Source organism: Pseudomonas sp. RIT-PI-a, from assembly GCF_001187875.1.
GTDB classification, from domain to species: Bacteria; Pseudomonadota; Gammaproteobacteria; order Pseudomonadales; family Pseudomonadaceae; genus Aquipseudomonas; species Aquipseudomonas coleopterorum.
Map to the genome: position 1 here is coordinate 284,671 of NZ_LGIR01000033.1, position 20,635 is coordinate 305,305.

The window sequence follows — 20,635 nt, forward strand, 5'->3', positions numbered from 1 at the left end:
CGGCTACAGTAGGGCCTTTCATCTGCCGAGCTCAGTGCATGCCCTTTCTGCGCCCTACCCTGCTGACCCTCGCCTTCCTGCTGGCGCTACCCGGCCACGCCAGCGACCTGCCCTCGCTTGGCGACGCCAGCTCGGCGATCGTCTCGCCCCAGCAGGAGCATCAATTGGGTCGTGCCTGGCTGAGCCTGTTGCGCGGCCAGGTCAAACAGCTCAATGACCCGTTGCTCAAGGACTTCGTCGAGACCAGCGTGTATCGCCTCTCCGAGACCAGCCAACTGAACGATCGGCGCCTGGAATTCATTCTGATCGACAGCAAGGAGCTCAACGCCTTTGCAGCGCCGGGGGGCATCGTCGGGGTCAACGGCGGGTTGTTCTTCAATGCCGAAACCGAGGGCGAGTACATCGGCGTGCTGGCCCACGAACTGGCGCACTTGTCGCAACGCCACTTCGCCCGAGGCGTCGAGGCTCAGCAGCGCATGCAATTGCCGATGATGGCGGCGTTGCTGGCCGGTATCGTGATTGCCGCCTCGGGTGCCGGTGATGCCGGCATCGCGGCGATTGCCGGCAGCCAGGCGGCGGCGATTCAGGAGCAGCGGCGCTTCTCTCGGCAGAACGAGCAGGAGGCCGACCGCATCGGCATCATCAACATGGAAAAGGCCGGGTACGATCCCCGCAACATGCCGACCATGTTCGAACGGCTAATGCGCCAGTACCGTTTCGATGCCCGGCCGCCGGAATTTCTCCTGACCCACCCGGTCAGCGAATCGCGTATCGCCGACACCCGCAACCGCGCCGAGCAGGCCGCCCCAGGGGGTAAGGAAGACAGCCTGTGGTACCAGCTGATGCGCGCCCGAGTGCAGCTGTACTACGAGGAAACGCCGGGGCTGGCAGCCAAGCGTTTTCGCGCGCAACTGGATGACAACCCCAACGCGCTGCCTGCGCGCTACGGTCTGGCATTGGCCCAGATCAAGGCCGGGCAACTAAACGAGGCGCGTGAAAATCTCAAGCTGCTGTTGGCCAAGCAGCCGGACGACATCACCGTCAACCTGGCGCAGGTCGACCTGGACATTACCAACAACCGCATTCCCGACGCCCAACAGCGCATCGACCGGCTGCTGACGCAGTACCCGGGCAACTACCCGATCAACCAGAAGCGGGTCGATGTGCTGCTCAAGCAGAATCGCATGGCCGATGCAGAGAAAGCGCTGGAAAACCTGCTCAAGACCCGTTCGGACGACCCGGACGTGTGGTACCTGGTGGCTGAAACCCGCGGGCAGAATGGCAATATCATCGGCCTGCATCAGGCGCGCGCCGAGTTTTTTGCACTGGTCGGCGAGTTCGACCAGGCCATCCAGCAACTGGACCTGGCCAAGCGCCGAGCTGCGGACAACTTCCAGCTCGCGTCGCGCATCGACGCTCGGCAGCGGGAGCTGATGGAGCAGGACCGGCTGGTCAAGGACATGCTGCGCTGAATACCCCTGCGGGCCCGCCCGGGCCCGCTTGTTGACGCAAAAGCTTTCCGCACGATTCGATACATTGGTTTTCACATTTTTTCACGCGACCGCTCTAGCGTCTAGACTTGCTCCAGGTGCGATGAATTTTCCGTGACCGGTGTGAATATCTATGGGCGTCCTGTGGCAAACCGAACCTGACAAGACTGCAGCCAACGCTACGAGTCCTGATCCGTCGCCATTGCCAGATAGCCCACGTCAACGTCACTTGTGGCGGCGTCTGTTCTGGTTGTTGGTCGTGATCACGATCGCCGCGCTGGCGTACGCGCTGTATGCCGAGATGCGCACTTCGCGGCTGCAGGCGCGCGAGTTCAGTCGCTGGGCGAACTCGCTGACCTATGAGGTGCAGCCGGGACCGAGCAAGGCCATCGTCTACCCGGGCGCCGGCCCGTTCGACAAGCGTCTGGGCTACAGCGCGCTGGGCGACTTCCTGCCGCGCCTGCTCAAGCGCAACTATGTGATCGAACGGCAGACCCAGTTCTCGCCAGCCTTGATGAGCTACGCCGGGCACGACCTGTTCGTGCCCTACCAGGAAAAATCCCAGGCCGGGCTGGTGATCACCGATTGCCGGGGCGATCCGTTGTACCTGTATCGCTACCCGCAGCAGCTCTACACCGAATTCGCCCAGATACCACCGGTGATGGTCGACAGCCTGCTGTTCGTCGAAAACCGCGGCCTGCTCGACAGTCCCGAACCGCTGCTCAACCCGGCTGTGGATTGGCCGCGCTTCGCCAAGGCGGCCTGGTCGCAAGTGGCGCGGATGTTCGCACTGCCTGGGCAGTCGGCCGGTGGCAGTACCCTCGCCACGCAATTGGAAAAGTACCGCCATTCGCCCGACGGCCTGACCGGCTCGGGGCCGGAGAAGATCCGTCAGATGATTTCGGCCAGTGTGCGGGCCTATCAAGGCGGTCCGCAGACGCTGGAAGCGCGTCAGCGCATCGTGCGCGACTACCTCAACAGCGTGCCGCTGTCGGCGGTGCCCGGCCACGGTGAGGTACATGGCATGGCCGAAGGCCTGCGGGTCTGGTACGGCGCCGATTTCGAGCAGGTCAACCGCGCGCTTGCCAGCACCACCACCGACCCTGCCAGCGAGGCCGCGCGCGGCCTGGCCCTGCGTCAGGTGCTGTCGCTGATGATCGCCCAGCGTCGGCCGTCGTACTTTCTCAACAAGGGCCATGACGACCTCGCCGAGCTGACCGACAGTCACATTCGCCTGCTCGCCGCCAATGGCATCGTCGATCCGACCCTGGCAGCCGCCGCGCTGGCCAGCCAGGTCATCTACCGCGACTGGGTGCAGGAGCCGACCTGGCAACCCAACGAGTCGAACAAGGGCATCAGCGTGGTACGCAATCGCCTATCGTCCATGCTCGACCGGCCGCTGTACGACCTCGACCGTCTGGATCTTTCAGCCACCACGACCCTCAATGCCGACCTGCAGAAACAGGCCAGCGACTACCTGCGCCAACTCGCCGACCCGGCCTTCGCCCAGCAGATCGGCCTGATCGGCGAGCGCCTGCTGACCCCGGCGAGCACCCGTGAAGTGAGCTACAGCTTCACCCTCTTCGAGCGCACGGCTGACGGCTCGCGCGTGCGGGTACAGACCGACAACACCGACCAGCCATTCGACATCAACGAAGGCAGCAAGCTGGAGCTGGGCTCGACCGCCAAAATGCGCGTGCTGACCACCTACCTGGAAATCATCCACGAACTGCATGAACGCTATGCCGGGCAGACGCCCGCGCAACTGCGCCAGGTGAAGATCGAGGATGCCGATCGGCTGTCGCGCTGGGTGCTCGATACCCTGATCCAGAACCCGGGCATGGACGCACGGACGCTGCTCGCCGCAGCCCTGGAGCGCAAGTATTCGGCAAGCCCGGCCGAAAGCTTCTTCACCGGCGGCGGGATTCATACCTTCGGCAACTTTCGCCGCGAGGACAACGGCCGTATTCCCACGCTCAAGGAAGCGCTGCAGGAGTCCATCAACCTGCCCTTCATTCGCCTGATGCGCGACCTGGTGCGCTACAGCACCTACTCGGCGCCGGGCAACAGCGGCCAGTTGCTCAAGGACGATGACGATCCGCGTCGGCAGGAATACCTGGCACGCTTCGCCGACCGCGAAGGCACCGAATTCCTCAAGCGGTTCTGGAAGAAGTACCAGCGCAAGAGCACCGAGCAACGCCTGGAAACCTTTCTCGACGGCATGCGCCCGACCCCGCAGCGCCTGGCCGCCGTGCACCGCTACCTCTACCCCAACGCGACGCAGGCATCCTTCGATCGCTTCGTGCGCGAGCACAGCAAGAGCGACAGCGTCACCGACAAGCGCCTGAACGAGATGTACGTCAGCTATGGCCCTGGCCGCTACAACCTGCCGGATCAAGGCTATATCGCCAAAGTCCATCCACTGGACCTGTGGCTGTTGGGCTACCTGCTCAATCACCCGGAGGCGAATTTCGGCGAAGCGAGTGCGGCCAGCCGCTTCGAGCGTCAGGAAGTCTACGGCTGGCTGTTCAACAGCCGCCACAAGCGCGCCCGCGATAACCGCATCCGCACCATGCTGGAGATCGAAGCCTTTACCGATATTCACCAGCGCTGGCAGCGCGTGGGCTATCCGTTCGATCATCTGGTGCCCTCGCTGGCAACCGCCATCGGCAGTTCGGGTGACCGTCCCGCAGCGTTGGCCGAGCTGATCGGCATCATTCAGAACGACGGCATCAAGTTGCCCACCGTGCGCATCGACACCCTGCATTTCGCCGCCGACACCCCCTATGACACACGGGTGATCAGTGACCCGGACCGGGGCAAGCGGGTCCTGCCTGCCGAGGTCGCGGCGGCCATGCGCGAAGCCTTGTCGCAGGTGGTGGACGCCGGCACTGCGCGGCGCGTATCCGGCAGTTTCAAGACCGATAACGGCACTGCGCTGGTGATGGGTGGCAAGACCGGCACCGGTGACAACCGCATCGCAAGCTTCGGCGCCGGAGGCCGGGTGATCAGCTCCAAGGCGATCAACCGTACCGCGACCTTCGTGTTCTTCATCGGCGAAAACCATTTCGGCACCCTGACCGCCTTCGTACCGGGCAAGGCCGCCGAGGGCTTTCGCTTCACCTCGGCGCTGCCGGTGCAGGTGCTCAAGGGCATGGCGCCGATCCTGACGCCCTACCTGCAGCCGGGGGTTCATACACAGTGCAATGCGCCTTTGCAGGCGGCGCGTTGAACGGAACTGCGAATTCATCGACTCGCGTGTGGCCGCGTAATAAGCTATATCGATAGCCCCCTATCGGCCCAGGAGCCCCTCGCAATGAAGGCAGAAAATCCGTTCGGTATTCAGCGCGTCATGCACGAGATCAAACGTCGCCGCCTGCAGGTGCTGCGCGTGGCGCAACTGACCCCGCGCATGCGGCGCATCACCCTCGGCGGTCCGGAGCTGGCCGGTTTCGTCAGCGAAGGCTGCGATGACCACATCAAGCTGATGTTCGCCACCACCCCGGAGCAGCAGGCGGCGCTCGACACCATGGTGCTCGGTGCGCCCACGCCCGAAGGCGCCAAGCCCGAGATGCGCGACTACACCCCGCGGCGCATCGACCTTGCGGCTGGCGAGCTGGACATCGACTTCGTCCTGCATGGCGACGGTCCCGCGGCCACCTGGGCGGCCCAGGCCGAGCCAGGGCAATTCCTGCACATCGGCGGTCCCCGCAGTTCGATGCACGTACCGGATGTGTTCGATGCCTACCTGTTGATCGGCGACGAAACCGCCATCCCGGCCATGGCTCGACGCTTGGAAGAGCTGCCGGGCAACCGCCGCGCCCTCTTGGTCATCGAAGTGGAGAACGCTCAGGAGCAGCAGTCGTTCGACAGCGCGGCGGCCTTCGACGTGATCTGGGTCGACCGGCACCAGGGCGACCTGCTGCAGACCGTCAAGGACATGCGCCTGCCCGACGGCGTGGTCTATGGCTGGATCGCGACCGAGGCTGGGCTGTCACGCAAGTTGCGGCGCGTGCTGCTGGACGACCACAAGTTGAGCGAGGAGCAGATCAAGGCCGCCGGTTACTGGCGTCATGAGGGCGACGACAGCGAGTGAGACTGTCGCCAGGGGTACTTGCGCGGGCGCCTAGCGCGCGCCTGCGCGCCCCCAGCAGCGGTCTATCACCAGCACCAGCGCGGAGCAGCCGATGAAGGCCAGTAGCACCCCCAGTGCGTTCAGCCATACCTGGCCCATGCCCAGTTTCGAGACATCCAGAAACGGATAGGGATACACGCCGATGCTGTGTCCACGCAGCAACAGGTAGGCGAAGTAGACCACAGGGTAGATCGCCCAGACCGCCACGTGCCGCAGGCGCAGCGTGCCTTTTGGCACGCAACACGCCCAATACACCACGAACGCCACCGGCAGCACATCGTGCAGCAACTCGTTGGCCAGCCATTGCCAGCCCTCGGGCTGCCACAGGTTGCGCAGCAACAGGCTATAGGCGACACCCACCACCACGATGCTGACCAGTACCCCGCTGCTCACCGCTGGCCGCAGGCAGAGCCGACGCCATAGCGAATCGCGCTTCGACACGTGGGCAGTCAACACGCCGGCCACTGCGGTATTGGTGAGGATGGTGAAGAAACTGAAAAAATGCACCAGCCCCCCGAGCAGACTCGCTTCGATCTGCCAGCGCGACCAAAGCACCAGGTACAACTGCAACGCCAGGGCGAACCAGGTAGTGGCCGCCGCGAGCACGACCAGAGGGCGTTCGGCGCGGATCAACGCTTGCCGCGCTGCAATTGCACGTACAGCCGCTCGACCTTTTCCCGCGCCCAAGGTGTCTTGCGCAGAAAGGTCAGGCTCGACTTGATGCTCGGATCGCTCTTGAAGCAGCGGATGTCGACACGCTGCGCCAACCCTTCCCATTGGTAATGCGCCACCAGCGCATTGAGGATCTGCTCCAGCGTCACGCCGTGCAGGGGGTTGTGTGTGGGTTCATGCATGCCAGGCTCCAGGAACGGCGGGGCAGAAGGTGCGCACCTTAACCAACGGGCAAGATGTCGGGAAGCGTTAATTGCAGGGGCGCCCCGCCCCTTTGCTGGAAAAAGGCTGGCGGATGCAATTATTAATGTTATGTTATAACGCTAACATTTCGTAACACCTCAAGGACTCGAAGATGTTTGCCGTCACCACCCGCCCCTCTTTCAAAGGGCTGACGCCCCTGGCCGCCGCATTGCTCATCGCCTCACCGGCCTATGCCCTGGATCTGCAACCCCAAGTCATCACCGCCAATCCGTTGGGCAACGCGCAATTGGCTTCGCCCACCACCGTGCTGGAAGGCGATCGCCTGACGCTGGCACAGAAAGGCAGCCTGGGCGAAACACTGAACAACCAACCAGGCGTGTCGTCTTCCTACTTCGGCCCCGGTGCGAGCCGTCCAATCATTCGCGGGCTGGATGGCGACCGCATTCGCATTCTGCGCAACGGGGTCGGCGCGCTCGATGCCTCGTCGCTGTCGTATGACCATGCGGTCCCCCTGGACCCCGTCAATACCGACCGCATCGAGATCGTTCGTGGCCCGGCCGCTCTGCTGTATGGCGGCAATGCCATTGGCGGAGTCGTCAACAGCTTCGATAACCGCATTCCAACCGAGGCGATCGAAGGCATCCAAGGTGCCGGTGAACTGCGCTACGGCGGAGCCGACATAACCCGTAGCAGCGCTGGCAAGCTGGAGGCCGGCAACGGTACCTTCGCTCTGCATCTGGACGCCAGCGCACGTGAATTCAACGACCTGCGCATTCCTGGCTACGCCCATAGCAGCCGTCAACGCGCCAGCGAAGACACCGACGAGAACGGTGGCAAGCACCGGCTCGACAACAGTGATGGACGTCAGGACGGCGGAGCAGTGGGCGGTTCCTACACCTGGGACCACGGTTATGCCGGGCTTTCCTACAGCAATTACGACTCCAATTACGGCTCGCCGGCGGAAGACGACGTGCGCATCCGCATGCAGCAGGATCAGTATGCATTCGCTTCGGAAATCCGCGACCTGGAAGGACCGATCAGCTCGGTGAAACTGAATGCCGGCTATACCGACTACGAACACCGCGAGATCGAAGGCGGTGAAGTCGGTACCACGTTCAAGAACGAGGGTTACGAAGCCAGGATCGAAGCCCGCCACCGGCCAATCGGTCCACTGGAAGGGGTGATCGGCGCTCAGGTCAACCGCAGCCAGTTCCAGGCGCTGGGCGAAGAAGCGTTCGTGCCCAAGACCGACACTGACGCCCTGGCGCTGTTCGTGCTGGAAGACTGGCAGGCCACCGAGCGTTTGAAACTGAGCCTGGGCGGTCGTCTGGAGCATACCCGGGTCGACCCGGACGCTGCCGGGAACGAGCGCTTCCTGACAGCGGACAATGCCAGCAGCTTCACTGCCGGGAGCCTTTCGACAGGCGCGGTGTACACCTTGACGCCCGTCTGGTCGCTGGCCGCGACCTTGGGCTACACCGAACGGGCTCCGACCTTCTATGAGCTGTATGCCAACGGCGCGCATGTGGCCACTGGCACCTACGAGGTAGGTGATGCTGGGCTGAGCAAGGAGAAGGCAGTGTCGAGCGATCTGGCGCTGCGTTTCGACAACGGTACCCACAAAGGCAGCGTGGGCGTGTTTTATAGCCATTTCTCCAACTACATCGGACTGCTGGGCACCGGCCGCACGCTTGACGATGAAGGTGAAGAAGACGTCGACGGCATCCCCGAGTACACCTATTCCGGCGTGCGTGCACGTTTCAGCGGCATCGAGGCACAGGATCGCTGGACCTTGGCACAAAATGCCTACGGCAACTGGGCGTTGGAGCTGTCGGGCGATTACACCCGTGCGAAGAACCTGGACACCGGCGAAGACTTGCCGCGTATCGCCCCGCTTCGCTTGAACAGCGGGCTGCTATGGGAAAAGGATCGCTGGCAGGCGCGGCTGGACGTCGAACACGCCAGCGCGCAGCACAAGGTGCCGGATAACGAAAGTACCACCCGCGGATACACCACCTTGGGTGCCAGCGCTGGTTATCGCTTCGACATCGGGGGCAGCCAGTGGCTGGCGTTCGTCAAGGGCGAGAATCTCACTGACCAGACCGTGCGCTACGCCAGTTCGATCCTGCGCGATATCGCGCCGGCCCAGGGCCGCAGTGTGCAAGTGGGACTGCGTACAACCTTTTGACCGCTTTACACGCCGCTGCCTTCGGGCCCATTTCCGGCCGACTGCAGCGGATCGATTCCAACGCCGCCTGGCCCAGGCCCTGCGGCAGAGCGTCGCACTGTTGCAGTTTCGGCAACTAACCCTCTTCCAAACCCGGCTTTAAAACCGCGTGCTCGATCTATATCCTCCCGCCGCAACAAACTGAAACGTTTAACTTCCGAAAAATAACGAAGCGCTTCTCGAACAGCTTCGGACTTACCAGAAGAACTCTTTTCCAATGCCTTCAACTGCCCTTTCACGCCCTCGGGCGTTTTTGCCGTTCACCGCTTTAATGGCCATGAGTACCCTGAGCGCCGCCCCGGACGCCTTGGCCACGCCCGCGTTCGATGCCCAGTCACCCTTCATGTTCGGCGATTGGAACGGCACCCGCGGCGACCTGTCCGCCAAAGGTTACGACTTCAAGCTCGACTACACCGGCGAAGTCGGCAGCAACCTGCATGGCGGCTATAACCATGACCACGCCACACGCTACAGCGACCAGTTCGCACTGGGCGTGCACATGGACCTGGCGAAGATCCTCGGTTGGCACAACGCCGAGTTTCAGCTCACGTTGACCGATCGCAACGGCGACAACATCAGCAATGACCGGATCAACGATCCGCGTGTCGGCGGTTTCACTTCGGCTCAGGAAGTCTGGGGGCGTGGCAACATCACGCGCATTACCCAACTGTGGTACCAGCAGAAGTTCTTCGACCAGCGCCTGGACATCAAGGCCGGTCGCTTCGGTGAAGGCGAAGAGTTCAACAGCTTCCCGTGCGACTTCCAGAACCTGGCGTTCTGTGGCTCGCAAGTGGGTAACTGGGTCGGCAGTGTCTGGTACAACTGGCCGGTGAGCCAGTGGGCGTTGCGCGTCAAATACAACATCACGCCCGAGCTGTACGCCCAGGTCGGCATCTTCGAGCAAAACCCTTCGAACCTGGAAAACGACAACGGCTTCAAACTCAGCGGCAGCGGTACCGAAGGCGCCATGCTGCCGGTCGAGCTGATCTGGAAGCCGACCCTCGCCGGGCTGCCGGGCGAGTACCGCGCTGGCTACTACTACAGCACGGCGGACGCCGACGACGTCTACAAGGACCGCAGCGGTCAGCCTGCCGCGATCACCGGCCAGGACTACCGCAGCGCATCCAGCCGCCACGGTTTCTGGCTGGGCGCCCAACAACAGCTGACCAGCGTCGCCAGCGACAACTCGCGCGGCCTGAGCGTGTTCGCCAATGCCACCGTGCATGACAAGAAGACCAATGCCATCGACAACTACGTCCAAGGCGGCATCGTCTACAAAGGCCTGTTCGATGCGCGCGCTCGCGATGACATCGGTTTTGCCGTGGCCCGCGTTCATGTCAATCCGGCCTATCGCAAGAACGCCGAGTGGCATAACCGCACGCTTGCAGTCAGCGACTATAACAATGCCGCCTACCTGCCGATCCAGGACACCGAGTACAGCGCCGAGCTCTATTACGGGGTTCACATGACCAACTGGCTGGTGCTGCGACCGAACCTGCAATACATCCGTCATCCGGGCGGTGTCAGTCACATCGACGATGCACTGATCGGCGGACTGAAGATTCAAGCGTCATTCTGAAACTAAACGTGACTCGCAATATCTGTAAACAATCCAAACTTGACATTCGAATATTAAAAAACCGCACGAACACAATGGAGATTCTTCACTATGAGCACTGACGGTGCACCGCGTCGGTCGCGTCTACTGCCCAATATCTTGGGTATCGTAATGCTGCTGATGGGCCTGGCCTTGCTGGCCGGCGGTATCAAACTCGCCACTCTGGGTGGCTCGCTGTACTACCTGATCGCCGGTATCGGCGTGGGCTTCACCGGCGTGTTGCTGCTTCAAGGCCGTCGCTCGGCGATCGGTCTGTATGCAGCGGTACTGTTCGCCAGCACTATCTGGTCGCTGTATGAAGTGGGTCTGGACTGGTGGCAACTGGTGCCACGCCTGGCCTTGTGGTTTGCCCTGGGCGTGGTCCTGCTGCTGCCCTGGTTCCGCAAGCCACTGCTGCGCCAGCCTGCACCCAAGGCTACGGCTGCGTTGAGCATCGCCGTGGTCCTGGCCGGTCTCTGCGCACTGGCCAGCCAGTTCACCAACCCTGGTGAAATCAAGGGCGAGCTGGACCGTGAAACCGCCAACATGCCGAACACCGCGCCGGCCATGCCGGACGGCGACTGGAACTCCTATGGCCGCAGTGCCCATGGTGACCGTTACTCGCCCCTGGCGCAGATCACCCCGGACAACGTCAGCAAGCTGACCCCGGCCTGGACCTACCGCACCGGCGACATCCCCGGCCCGAACGATCCGGGCGAGACCACTGCGGAGAACACTCCGCTCAAGGTCAACGGCATGCTGTACGTGTGCACGCCGCACAGCCAGGTCATCGCCCTGGACCCGGACACCGGCAAGGAAATCTGGCGTTTCGACCCGAAGATCAGCACGCAAAACGCGCCGAACTTCAAGGGCTGGGCGCACATGACCTGCCGTGGCGTGTCGTATCACGATGACGCAGCCTACGCTGCCGCCAGCCCGGTCACCGACGCCAGCGCACCTGCCGCTGCGCCGACTGCCTGCCCGAAACGCATTTTCGTGCCGACCGCCGACACCCGTCTGATCGCCCTGAACGCCGATACCGGCAAGATGTGCGAAGACTTCGGTGACAAAGGCCAGATCGATCTGCGCGCCAACATCGGCGAATTCGCTGCTGGTGGCTACTACTCCACCTCGCCACCGGCCGTGACCAAGAATCTGGTCGTGATCGGCGGCCACGTGACCGACAACGTGTCGGTGGACGAGCCTTCGGGCGTGATCCGCGCCTACGACGTGCACGATGGTCACCTGGTATGGAACTGGGACAGCGGCAACCCTGACGACACCACGCCGATTGCCCCTGGCCAGACCTATACCCGCAACTCGCCGAACATGTGGTCCATGTTCGGCGTCGACGAAAAGAACGGCATGCTGTACCTGCCCATGGGCAACCAGATGCCTGACCAGTGGGGCGGCAACCGTACCCCCGAGTCGGAAAAATACAGCGCCGGCCTGACCGCGCTGGACATCGACACCGGCCATGTGAAGTGGACCTACCAGTTCACCCACCACGACCTGTGGGACATGGACGTCGGCGGCCAGCCGACTCTGATGGACCTCAAGACCGCCGATGGCGTGAAGCCTGCCGTGCTGGCCTCGACCAAGCAGGGCAGTATCTACGTGCTGAACCGCCTGACCGGCGAGCCAATCGTGCCGATCCACGAAGTACCGGTGCCACAGGGCGCGGTGGAAGGCGACCGCACCTCGCCGACCCAACCCAAGTCCGACCTCAACTTCATGCCGCCAGTGATGCAAGAGCGCGACATGTGGGGCGTGACGCCGTTCGACCAGATGCTGTGCCGGATCGACTTCAAGTCGCTGCGCTATGAAGGTCCGTTCACGCCGCCTTCGCTGCAGGGCACTCTGGTTTACCCAGGCAACTTCGGTGTGTTCGACTGGGGTGGCCTGTCGGTCGACCCAGTACGCCAGGTGGCCTTCGTCAACCCAAGCTACATGGCTTTCCGCTCCAAGCTGGTGCCTGCTGCAGAAGTGGCCGGCGGCCCAGGTCGCAAGAGCGAAACCGAAGGCGTGCAGCCGAACAAGGGCGCACCTTATGGCGTGATCCTGGAAGCGCTGCTGTCGCCGATGGGCCTGCCGTGCCAGGCTCCGGCCTGGGGCTACGTTGCGGCGGTCGACCTGACCACGCACCAGACCATCTGGAAACACAAGAACGGTACCGTGCGCGATAGCTCGCCTGTGCCGATCCCGTTGACCATGGGCGTGCCAAGCCTGGGTGGTACGTTCACCACCGCCAGTGGCCTGTCGTTCCTGAGCGGTACGCTTGACCAGTACCTGCGTGCCTACGACATCCGTAACGGCAAGCAATTGTGGGAAGGCCGCCTGCCAGCGGGCGCGCAGACCACCCCGATGACCTACACCGGCAAGGACGGTCGTCAGTATGTAGTGGTGGTTGCCGGCGGGCATGGCTCGCTGGGCACCAAGCAGGGTGACTACGTGATGGCGTTTGCATTGCCTGAAAGCAAGTGATGCTGGCGTAACGTAAGACGGCTCCTTCGGGAGCCGTTTTTTTTGAGGGGGGTCAGTGGAGGCCTATTCGCGGGCAGAGCCCGCTCCCACATAGCTGGGTAAGAAGCAAAACCTGTGGGAGCGGGCTTGCGCGTTAGGCGGCGAATAGGGCCCCGAATAGGGCTTCACTGACACCCCTTACTTATCAATCCCCTCCCCCCGCTGCGCCGCCAGCCTGGCCAGCAGCCGATTCTGCGCCGGCACCGGAACTCCCTGCGCTTCCATGGCCTTGATCAGATCCTCCACCAGCGCATTGAACTCACTTCGGCTGATGTTCTGCCCCTTGTGCGCCTCGGCCATGTCATCGCCGGTGTAGGTGCACGGCCCACCCGCCTCGACGCAGAACCTGTCAATCAATTGCCGACGCAACAACTCGATGTTCACGTTGCGAAAGTGCGCGACGATCCGCTCGTCCCGGGCCACGTTCAGCAACATTCCTTCCACGATCCGGCTGATCCCCGGCTTGCCGCCGAGGGCCTGGTACAGGCTGTCGTCACTCGCTGGCTGCTGTTGGCCCGCGCAAGCACCCAGCAACAGGGCCATGCCCAGCACATGAAGGCGCATCTCAGAAACTCCCCTGCACGGACAGGTAGGTACCGTTCTGGTTATCCAGCGTGGCGATTTCACCCAGCCGCGCATAGGCCAGCACGATCGCCAGATGCTTGTTGGGGAAATACCCCAGGAACACATCCGCCCAATCGCTTTCACCGGCGAACGACAGGTTGTCCGGCTTCTCCCGGTACTCCACACCCAGTGCCCAGCGCGGGTTGAACAGCACGGCCACCGACCCCTCTTTCAACAGGCTGCGGCCGTCACGCCGGTCGCCACCAAAACCCAGCAGGCCCAGTTCGTTGGCGCGGCTGTAGCGCACACCGCCGTTGACCAGCAGGTTGTAGCCGAACGCCGCGCCCATGAAGAGGCGACTAGCCGTCAGGTAGCCCTCGACATCTTCGTCACGCTGCGCGCCGACCAGACTGGGGATGAGAAAATCCTTCTGCCGCTTGTACGCCAGACCCAGCGCCACTTGCGGCAGCTGGTCGTAGATCAGATCGCCGAACAAGCGCACCTTCACGCCAAACACATCCTGACTGAGGCTGTCTTCGGGCAGCCCCAGCTTGTGCACCAGCGAGCCCAGGTCGAAGCGTTGCCTGGCGTAGGAAAATTCGATGCGATTCCCATAGCTGGCGGCCATGCCGGCTACGTCCAGCCGGTAGTCAGGCAGGTCCACGCGCGTGGCGAACGCCGTTGCGCCCCACTCGCCTTCTTCGCCGTAACCGGACAGTGCCGCCCAAGGCGTGATGCCGCCGCCCGCAGCCCCGTCGATACTGCTGGCACCGCCGGTCGCCAGCAGGCGGCCTTCACTGGCATGAACAGAAGGCTGCCAACACAGGGCCAGCGAGCACAACAACAGGGCTTTTCGCATCATGACCTCAGTGAACAACGGCAGTCGAGGTGGGCAAAGGAGGCTGCATCCAGGCTTCGAAGGCAGCCGCAGTCAAAGGTCGGCTGATCAGATAGCCTTGGGCGGTATCGCAGTTCCAGCGCTCCAGCAGACGCAGGCTGTGTTCGTATTCCACGCCCTCGGCCACGACTTTGAGGCCCAGGTTATGGCTCATCTCGATGGTGGAACGCACGATCACCGCATCCTCGCTGGTCTCATCCAGGTTACGCACGAACGACTGGTCGATCTTCAGCTCCTGCACCGGCAAACGCTTGAGGTGGGCCAATGACGAATAGCCGGTGCCGAAGTCGTCGACCGACAGGCTGATACCGCTGTCGCGCAGGCTGTTGAGCACCTTCAAGGCTTTTTCCGGCTCACGCATGATTGCGCTTTCAGTGATCTCGAAGATCAACTGCTCGGCTGATATGCCGTACAGATCGAGCAGACGCAGGACACGCTCGTGCAGATCGGCTCCGAGCAGATCGTCCGCGGAAATGTTCAGCGACAGCTGCACGACCAGGCCGCGGGCGTTCCACTCGCTCAACTGCCGAATGCCTTCCTCGATGACCCAACGGGTCAGGGTCTGGATACTGCCGGTGCGCTCGGCCAGTTCGATGAACTCACCGGGCGAGACGTTGCCCAGTTGCGGATGTTGCCAGCGCAGCAAGGCTTCGGCCTGACGGACCTGCTTGTCGCGCAGGTCCAGCTTGGGCTGGTAGTGCAGGGACAACTCGTTGTTCGCCGCCGCGCGGCGCAGGTCGCGGATCAGGCGCACCTGACGCTGGTGCGCCAGGTCCCGGCCGTGCTGATACACCTGCAGGCGCCCCGGCATGTCGGCGGCGTCGCGCATGGCAATGGCCGAGCGCGCGAGCAATTCTTCGGCACTCAAGCCGTCGGCGGGAAAGGCGGCGATGCCGATGCGGCAGTCGATCGCCACGTCGTGCCCCCCGAAACGATGAGGCTGCAGCAACACCTGTTGCAGTTTGTCGGCCACCGCCACGGCGCTGTCGCTGTCGACGTTTTCCAGCAGCAGGAGAAATTCGTCGGTGATCAGGTGTGCCACCGTGTCGCCGGGCCGTACCAGTTCCAGCAGGGTCTGCGCGACTTGCTGGAGCAGCTTGTCGACAAAGGTCGGGCCGCCGCTTTCGCTAAGTTCACGCAAGTTATCGATACCGACGGACAGCAGCGCGATCGGGCGGTCGGCGGCAATCGCGCTGCCGAGCCGTTCCATGGCCAATGCGCGATTGGGCAGTCCGGTCAGAGCGTCGTGCAGGGCGTTGTGCGCCAGTCGCTGCTCGCGCTCGGCAATCCCGGCCTGCATACGGCCGATGGCCTGGGCCAGCACGCCCAGCTCGTCGGTACGATCCAGCGGCACGTCGGTCTGGTAGTCACCATGGCCGATGCGCCCCGCGGCCCGAGCCAGGCTTTGCAGCGGCAGCGAGACACTGCGCGCCAGCAACAGCGCGCCCACCAGCGAGGCCAGCAATGCCGCCAGGGCAATGCCGAAGATATTGCGGTCGAGCGCCATGAACGGGCGCATGGCTTCGTCCAGCGGACTCTGCAGCAGCGCCATCACCCGCTCACCCTCGGCACCGCCGCTGCTGGCCAGCAGCAACGGCTGGCTCAGGTAGGTACGTTCCTCGTGTTCGGACAAGGAAATGCGTTGCGCCGCCGATTCATTGATCTGCATCCACTGGGCGATGCTGGCGGCCAGCTCTGCCGGCTGGGTGCTGACCAGCTCGCCGGCTCTGCCCGCCTCGCTGCTGAGAAAAGACACCTGCAGGTTGGTCAGGGAATTCAGCTCCCGGGCAAGGGCCACGTCCATGCTGAAGCCCATCACCACGCGTGCGATCGGCAACGGCGCCAGCACCGGCGCCTCGACCAGCAGGTGCGGCAACCCCTGCAACGGCACGAACAGTACCGATTGATTGCTGCGGCGCAGTTCGCGCAGCGCCGTGTCGTAGCGAAACACGCTGCCGGTGGGGACCTGATCGACCGTACTGGCCAGGACCCGGCCGTCCATGTCCAGCACGAACATGTCGGTGGCACCGATACGTGCACCCTGGTTCTGCAGAGCCGAACGGATGGTGGCCGAATCGCCGCTGGACACCGCATCGCGGAAACCAAAGTCCGCCGCCAGCAACTGTACGCCGTCGCGCAAACGACGCCCGCGCATGTCCAGCAACCGCTCGAACACCCGCGTGCCCACCTGCAGCTGATCGCGGGCCTGGGCACGCACGGCGTCATTGGTGGCCACTTTGACGGCCACGGTCAACGCCCCGACCACTACCAACAGCAGCAGGATCAGGACGCAGGCGATACGCGCCTGGAAACTAGTGCGCAGCTTCACCGGCAGCCTTTTTGAATGCCTCACTGAATGGGCTGGTCGCCGGTTCCTGCACCGCGTCGTCCGCCGTCGCTTCGACCGTCAGGGTGTAGCGCTGCGTCATGTCCGTCGTCGTCATGTCCAGTTTTCCTGTCTGCTGCACGTGGGCATCTGCACTGCGCGGATGCCACAGACTCACTTGGTAGTGGCCCGCAGGCAATTGATCGAAACGCACGCGCCCTTGTTCATCACTGACGGCGAACCAGGGATCCTCGGTCACGTAGACATAGCCCAGCATCCAGTCGTGAATGTTGCAGCCCAGCACCACGACGCCCGGCTTGTCGAACAACTCCGGCTGGCTCGGCGTGCCTTCGTACAGACGCAATTCGAAGCGCTTGGCCGGTGAAAAGGAATACACCTGATGGCGGATGTTGTCGTTGTTGGGGAACGACACCGACGTGCCCGTGGCCACTGCCAAAACGTGCGGCAGATACTTCTGCGCACGCTGGTCCATGATCGCCGTGGCCTTTCTGGAGCCCACGGCAGCCGGGCCACCGGACAGGCTGAGCACCGCGTCGGCCAGAGGTGCGCCATCGGCCTGAACGATCCGTGCCTCGAACGAGGCAGCGCCGACCCAGGTACTGAAGACCAAACCGCTGAGCAAGGCGCCTAACCTGAGCATGAAATCTACCTGACGAATGGAAATGTTGCCTGCCGTCGCGTTCGGCCTGCGCCGGTTACAAGCCCGGTTACAACCCTTATCGGCCGCCCGCCGCAAAGCTTCAGTGCCGCCATTGAAACCAGTCGTGCCCTGCCCCATCTAAGCAGCATAGTCATTGACGCAGGTGCCCCATGAGCGACCAGCAGGAATCCAACGAGAATCCGTCCGAACATCTGGACAACGAGCACATCGAGCACTCGACCCACTCCAGCACCGAACTGGCCCTGCCTGGGCAGAACCTACCGGACAAGGTCTACGTCATCCCGATCCACAACCGTCCGTTCTTCCCCGCGCAGGTGCTGCCGGTCATCGTCAACGAAGAGCCGTGGGCGGAAACCCTCGACCTGGTCGCCAACACCGAACACCACTCGCTGGCGCTGTTCTTCATGGACACCCCGCCCGACGACCACCGTCATTTCGATACCTCCAGCCTGCCGCTGTACGGCACCCTGGTGAAGATCCACCACGCCAGCCGCGAAAACGGCAAGCTGCAGTTCGTCGCGCAAGGTCTGTCGCGCGTGCGCATCCGCACCTGGCTCAAGCATCACCGTCCGCCCTATCTGGTGGAGGTCGAGTACCCGCAGCAGCCCATCGAGCCCACCGACGAGGTCAAGGCCTATGGCATGGCGCTGATCAACGCCATCAAGGAGCTGCTGCCGCTCAACCCGCTGTACAGCGAAGAGCTGAAGAATTACCTCAACCGCTTCAGCCCCAACGATCCCTCGCCGCTGACCGACTTTGCCGCCGCGCTCACCTCTGCCACGGGCAACGAGCTGCAAGGCGTGCTCGACTGCGTGCCGATGCTGCGACGCATGGAAAAAGTCCTGCCGATGCTGCGCAAGGAAGTCGAAGTCGCGCGTCTGCAGAAAGAAATCTCCGCCGAGGTGAACAAGAAGATCGGCGAGCACCAGCGCGAGTTCTTCCTCAAGGAACAGCTCAAGGTCATCCAGCAGGAGCTGGGCCTGACCAAGGACGATCGAAGTGCCGACGTCGAGCAGTTCCAGCAGCGCCTGCAGGACAAGACCCTACCGCCCGCGGCGCAGAAGCGCATCGACGAGGAAGTGCAGAAACTGTCGATTCTGGAAACCGGTTCGCCCGAGTACGCCGTCACACGCAACTATCTGGACTGGGCCACAGCCCTGCCATGGGGTGTTTACGGCAAGGACAAGCTGGACCTCAAGCATGCGCGCAAGGTGCTCGACCAGCACCACGCCGGCTTGGATGACATCAAGACACGCATCATCGAATTCCTTGCCGTGGGCGCCTACAAAGGTGAAATCAGCGGTTCCATCGTGCTGCTGGTCGGTCCGCCAGGCGTGGGCAAGACCAGCGTCGGCAAGTCCATCGCCGAGTCGCTGGGCCGACCGTTCTATCGCTTCAGCGTTGGCGGCATGCGCGACGAGGCCGAAATCAAGGGCCACCGCCGCACCTACATCGGTGCCCAGCCGGGCAAGCTGGTGCAGGCGCTCAAGGACGTCGAGGTGATGAACCCAGTGATCATGCTCGACGAAATCGACAAGATGGGCCAGAGCTTCCAGGGCGACCCGGCGTCGGCACTGCTGGAAACCCTGGACCCGGAGCAGAACGTCGACTTCCTCGACCACTACCTGGATCTGCGCCTGGACCTGTCCAAGGTGCTCTTCGTGTGCACCGCCAACACCCTGGATTCCATTCCCGGCCCGCTGCTCGACCGCATGGAAGTGATCCGCCTGTCCGGCTACATCACCGAAGAGAAAATGGCGATCGCCAAGCGTCACCTGTGGCCCAAGCAGCTGGCCAAGGCAGGTGTCGACAAAAATCGCCTGACCATCAGCGATAGCGCCCTGCGCACCGTCATCGAGGGCTATGCCCGCGAGGCCGGCGTGCGCCAGCTGGAGAAACAGCTGGGCAAACTGGTGCGCAAGGCAGTCGTGCAATTGATCGACAAACCCGATGTGCCGATCAAACTGGTGCCCAAGGACCTTGAAGCTTCTCTGGGGATGCCGGTATTCCGCAGCGAGCAGGTGCTGTCGGGCAAAGGCGTGATTACCGGGTTGGCCTGGACCAGCATGGGTGGCGCGACCTTGCCGATCGAGGCGACGCGCATCCATACCCTGAACCGCGGTTTCAAGCTCACCGGGCAACTGGGCGAGGTGATGAAGGAGTCGGCGGAAATCGCCTACAGCTACATCAGCTCCAACCTTGCGCAGTTCGGCGCCGATTCCAAGTTCTTCGACGAAGCCTTCGTGCATCTGCACGTGCCTGAGGGCGCCACGCCCAAGGACGGTCCGAGTGCGGGAGTGACCATGGCCAGCGCCCTGCTGTCCCTGGCCCGCGATCAGGCGCCGAAGAAAGGCGTGGCCATGACGGGCGAACTGACCTTGACCGGGCACGTCCTGCCAATCGGCGGCGTGCGCGAAAAAGTCATTGCTGCACGGCGCCAGAAGATCATGGAATTGATTCTGCCAGAGCCCAACCGAGGCAACTTCGAAGAGCTGCCGGATTACCTAAAGCAGGGCATCACCGTGCACTTCGCCAAACGTTTTGCCGACGTCGCCAAGATTCTCTTCTAACCCATCCACCCCCTGTAGCAGCGGCGCAAGCCGCGTCAGGGGGCATCGCGTCCCTTCAAACCTACTTTATCTACCGCCGACGCGGCTCGCGCCGCTGCTACAACGGCCTCATCCGCCACACCCCTCGCGTCCTGACGCGGCGCGCGCGGTGGCTACGCCTCCCCACACCACAATCCCCTGTAGCAGCGGCGCGAGCCGCGTCCGGGGCCACCGCCGCCCCACCGAACGCACCGCAATCTTCTCAAACGCGGCTCGGGTGCCTGACGCCTGCACATTCGATGAACTGGGTTATGCTTGCCCCATCCTCGTCCGTTCGGAGCCACCATGTCCGTCGTCCGCCTGATACTGCCCGCCAGCCTCACCTTGCTTACGGCCTGCGCCCAGCAACCACGGCATAACATCGAACTGGAAGACCAGAGCCAGTGCCCGGTTGCCCTCAGCGTCGGCCAGACCATCACGCTGCAATTGCCCACCAACCCCAGCACCGGCTACCGCTGGCTGGTACAGAACCCCGGTGCCAGCGTCCTGCGCAGCCTGGGCCCGGAGGTCTACAGCAGCGCTCGGGAAACCGGCGTGATCGGTGCCGCCGGGCAATCCACCTGGCGCTTCCAGGCACGCGCGCCAGGTGATGGCCACCTGATGCTCGTGCTGCAACAACCCTGGGCCCCGGAAGTCCCGCCCGCTGAAACCTTCAGCTGCGACATCACCGTCAAGTAACCCGTAGGAGTGGTCATCGGCCGCGAACTG

14 protein-coding genes are annotated in these 20,635 nt (G+C 63.1%); 8 read left to right on the forward strand and 6 right to left on the reverse strand.

All coding sequences use genetic code 11. The features are described 5' to 3' along the window. The first annotated feature begins 38 nt into the window (after positions 1-38). From AC788_RS20275 to AC788_RS20285, 3 genes are all read left to right on the forward strand, one after another. Positions 39-1,472, forward strand: coding sequence for a M48 family metalloprotease (locus AC788_RS20275; protein WP_049862332.1), 1,434 nt, complete (start codon positions 39-41; stop codon positions 1,470-1,472). 151 nt (positions 1,473-1,623) lie between these two features. Further along, positions 1,624-4,722: a transglycosylase domain-containing protein gene (locus AC788_RS20280; protein ID WP_049862333.1), complete on the forward strand. Its 3,099-nt coding sequence runs from the start codon at positions 1,624-1,626 to the stop codon at positions 4,720-4,722. An 84-nt stretch (positions 4,723-4,806) separates the two neighbouring features. Beyond that, positions 4,807-5,586 (forward strand): siderophore-interacting protein, encoded by a 780-nt coding sequence (locus tag AC788_RS20285; protein WP_049862334.1) that lies wholly within the window; start codon positions 4,807-4,809, stop codon positions 5,584-5,586. Between the two features lie 30 nt (positions 5,587-5,616). Here AC788_RS20285 and AC788_RS20290 read toward each other — a convergent pair whose 3' ends face one another. Together AC788_RS20290 and AC788_RS20295 are read right to left on the reverse strand one after the other, a co-directional pair. Continuing rightward, positions 5,617-6,258, reverse strand: a complete 642-nt coding sequence (locus tag AC788_RS20290; protein WP_049862336.1) for a Pr6Pr family membrane protein — start codon at positions 6,256-6,258, stop codon at positions 5,617-5,619. Beyond that, entirely contained in the window at positions 6,255-6,479 is a 225-nt protein-coding gene (locus AC788_RS20295; protein WP_049862337.1) for a VF530 family DNA-binding protein, read from the reverse strand. The genes AC788_RS20290 and AC788_RS20295 overlap by 4 nt, the downstream gene beginning before the upstream one ends. A 173-nt stretch (positions 6,480-6,652) precedes the next feature. Here AC788_RS20295 and AC788_RS20300 point away from each other — a divergent pair, with 173 nt between their 5' ends. The 3 genes from AC788_RS20300 (at position 6,653) to AC788_RS20310 (ending at position 12,809) form a co-directional block, all read left to right on the forward strand. Then, on the forward strand, positions 6,653-8,689 hold the full coding sequence (locus tag AC788_RS20300; RefSeq protein ID WP_049862338.1) for a TonB-dependent receptor: 2,037 nt from the start codon (positions 6,653-6,655) through the stop codon (positions 8,687-8,689). A 310-nt stretch (positions 8,690-8,999) separates the two neighbouring features. Next, entirely contained in the window at positions 9,000-10,307 is a 1,308-nt protein-coding gene (locus AC788_RS20305; protein ID WP_049862339.1) for a carbohydrate porin, read from the forward strand. Between the two features lie 90 nt (positions 10,308-10,397). Next, positions 10,398-12,809 carry a glucose/quinate/shikimate family membrane-bound PQQ-dependent dehydrogenase gene (locus AC788_RS20310; protein WP_049862340.1) on the forward strand — a complete coding sequence of 804 codons (2,412 nt, stop codon included), beginning with the start codon at positions 10,398-10,400 and terminating at the stop codon, positions 12,807-12,809. A gap of 177 nt (positions 12,810-12,986) precedes the next feature. On the opposite strand, the gene AC788_RS20315 is transcribed toward AC788_RS20310, so the two are convergent. From AC788_RS20315 to AC788_RS20330, 4 genes are read right to left on the reverse strand one after another with little or no spacing between them, the layout of a single operon-like run. Continuing rightward, positions 12,987-13,412, reverse strand: a complete 426-nt coding sequence (locus tag AC788_RS20315; RefSeq protein ID WP_049862341.1) for a group I truncated hemoglobin — start codon at positions 13,410-13,412, stop codon at positions 12,987-12,989. A gap of 1 nt (position 13,413) precedes the next feature. Continuing rightward, the gene (locus tag AC788_RS20320) at positions 13,414-14,274 is read right to left on the reverse strand and encodes a DUF3034 family protein (protein WP_049862377.1); all 861 of its coding nucleotides are present in this window, start codon (positions 14,272-14,274) and stop codon (positions 13,414-13,416) included. A 4-nt stretch (positions 14,275-14,278) separates the two neighbouring features. Next, positions 14,279-16,639, reverse strand: coding sequence for a putative bifunctional diguanylate cyclase/phosphodiesterase (locus AC788_RS20325; protein WP_049862342.1), 2,361 nt, complete (start codon positions 16,637-16,639; stop codon positions 14,279-14,281). Then, positions 16,623-17,297 carry a methylamine utilization protein gene (locus AC788_RS20330; protein WP_049862343.1) on the reverse strand — a complete coding sequence of 225 codons (675 nt, stop codon included), beginning with the start codon at positions 17,295-17,297 and terminating at the stop codon, positions 16,623-16,625. The genes AC788_RS20325 and AC788_RS20330 overlap by 17 nt, the downstream gene beginning before the upstream one ends. A 170-nt stretch (positions 17,298-17,467) precedes the next feature. Here AC788_RS20330 and lon point away from each other — a divergent pair, with 170 nt between their 5' ends. Beyond that, positions 17,468-19,888 (forward strand): endopeptidase La, encoded by a 2,421-nt coding sequence (gene lon, locus AC788_RS20335; protein ID WP_049862344.1) that lies wholly within the window; start codon positions 17,468-17,470, stop codon positions 19,886-19,888. 324 nt (positions 19,889-20,212) lie between these two features. Further along, a complete protein-coding gene (locus tag AC788_RS20340) occupies positions 20,213-20,605 on the forward strand; it encodes a protease inhibitor I42 family protein (protein ID WP_049862345.1) in 393 nt (130 codons plus the stop codon). Positions 20,606-20,635: the final 30 nt, after the last annotated feature.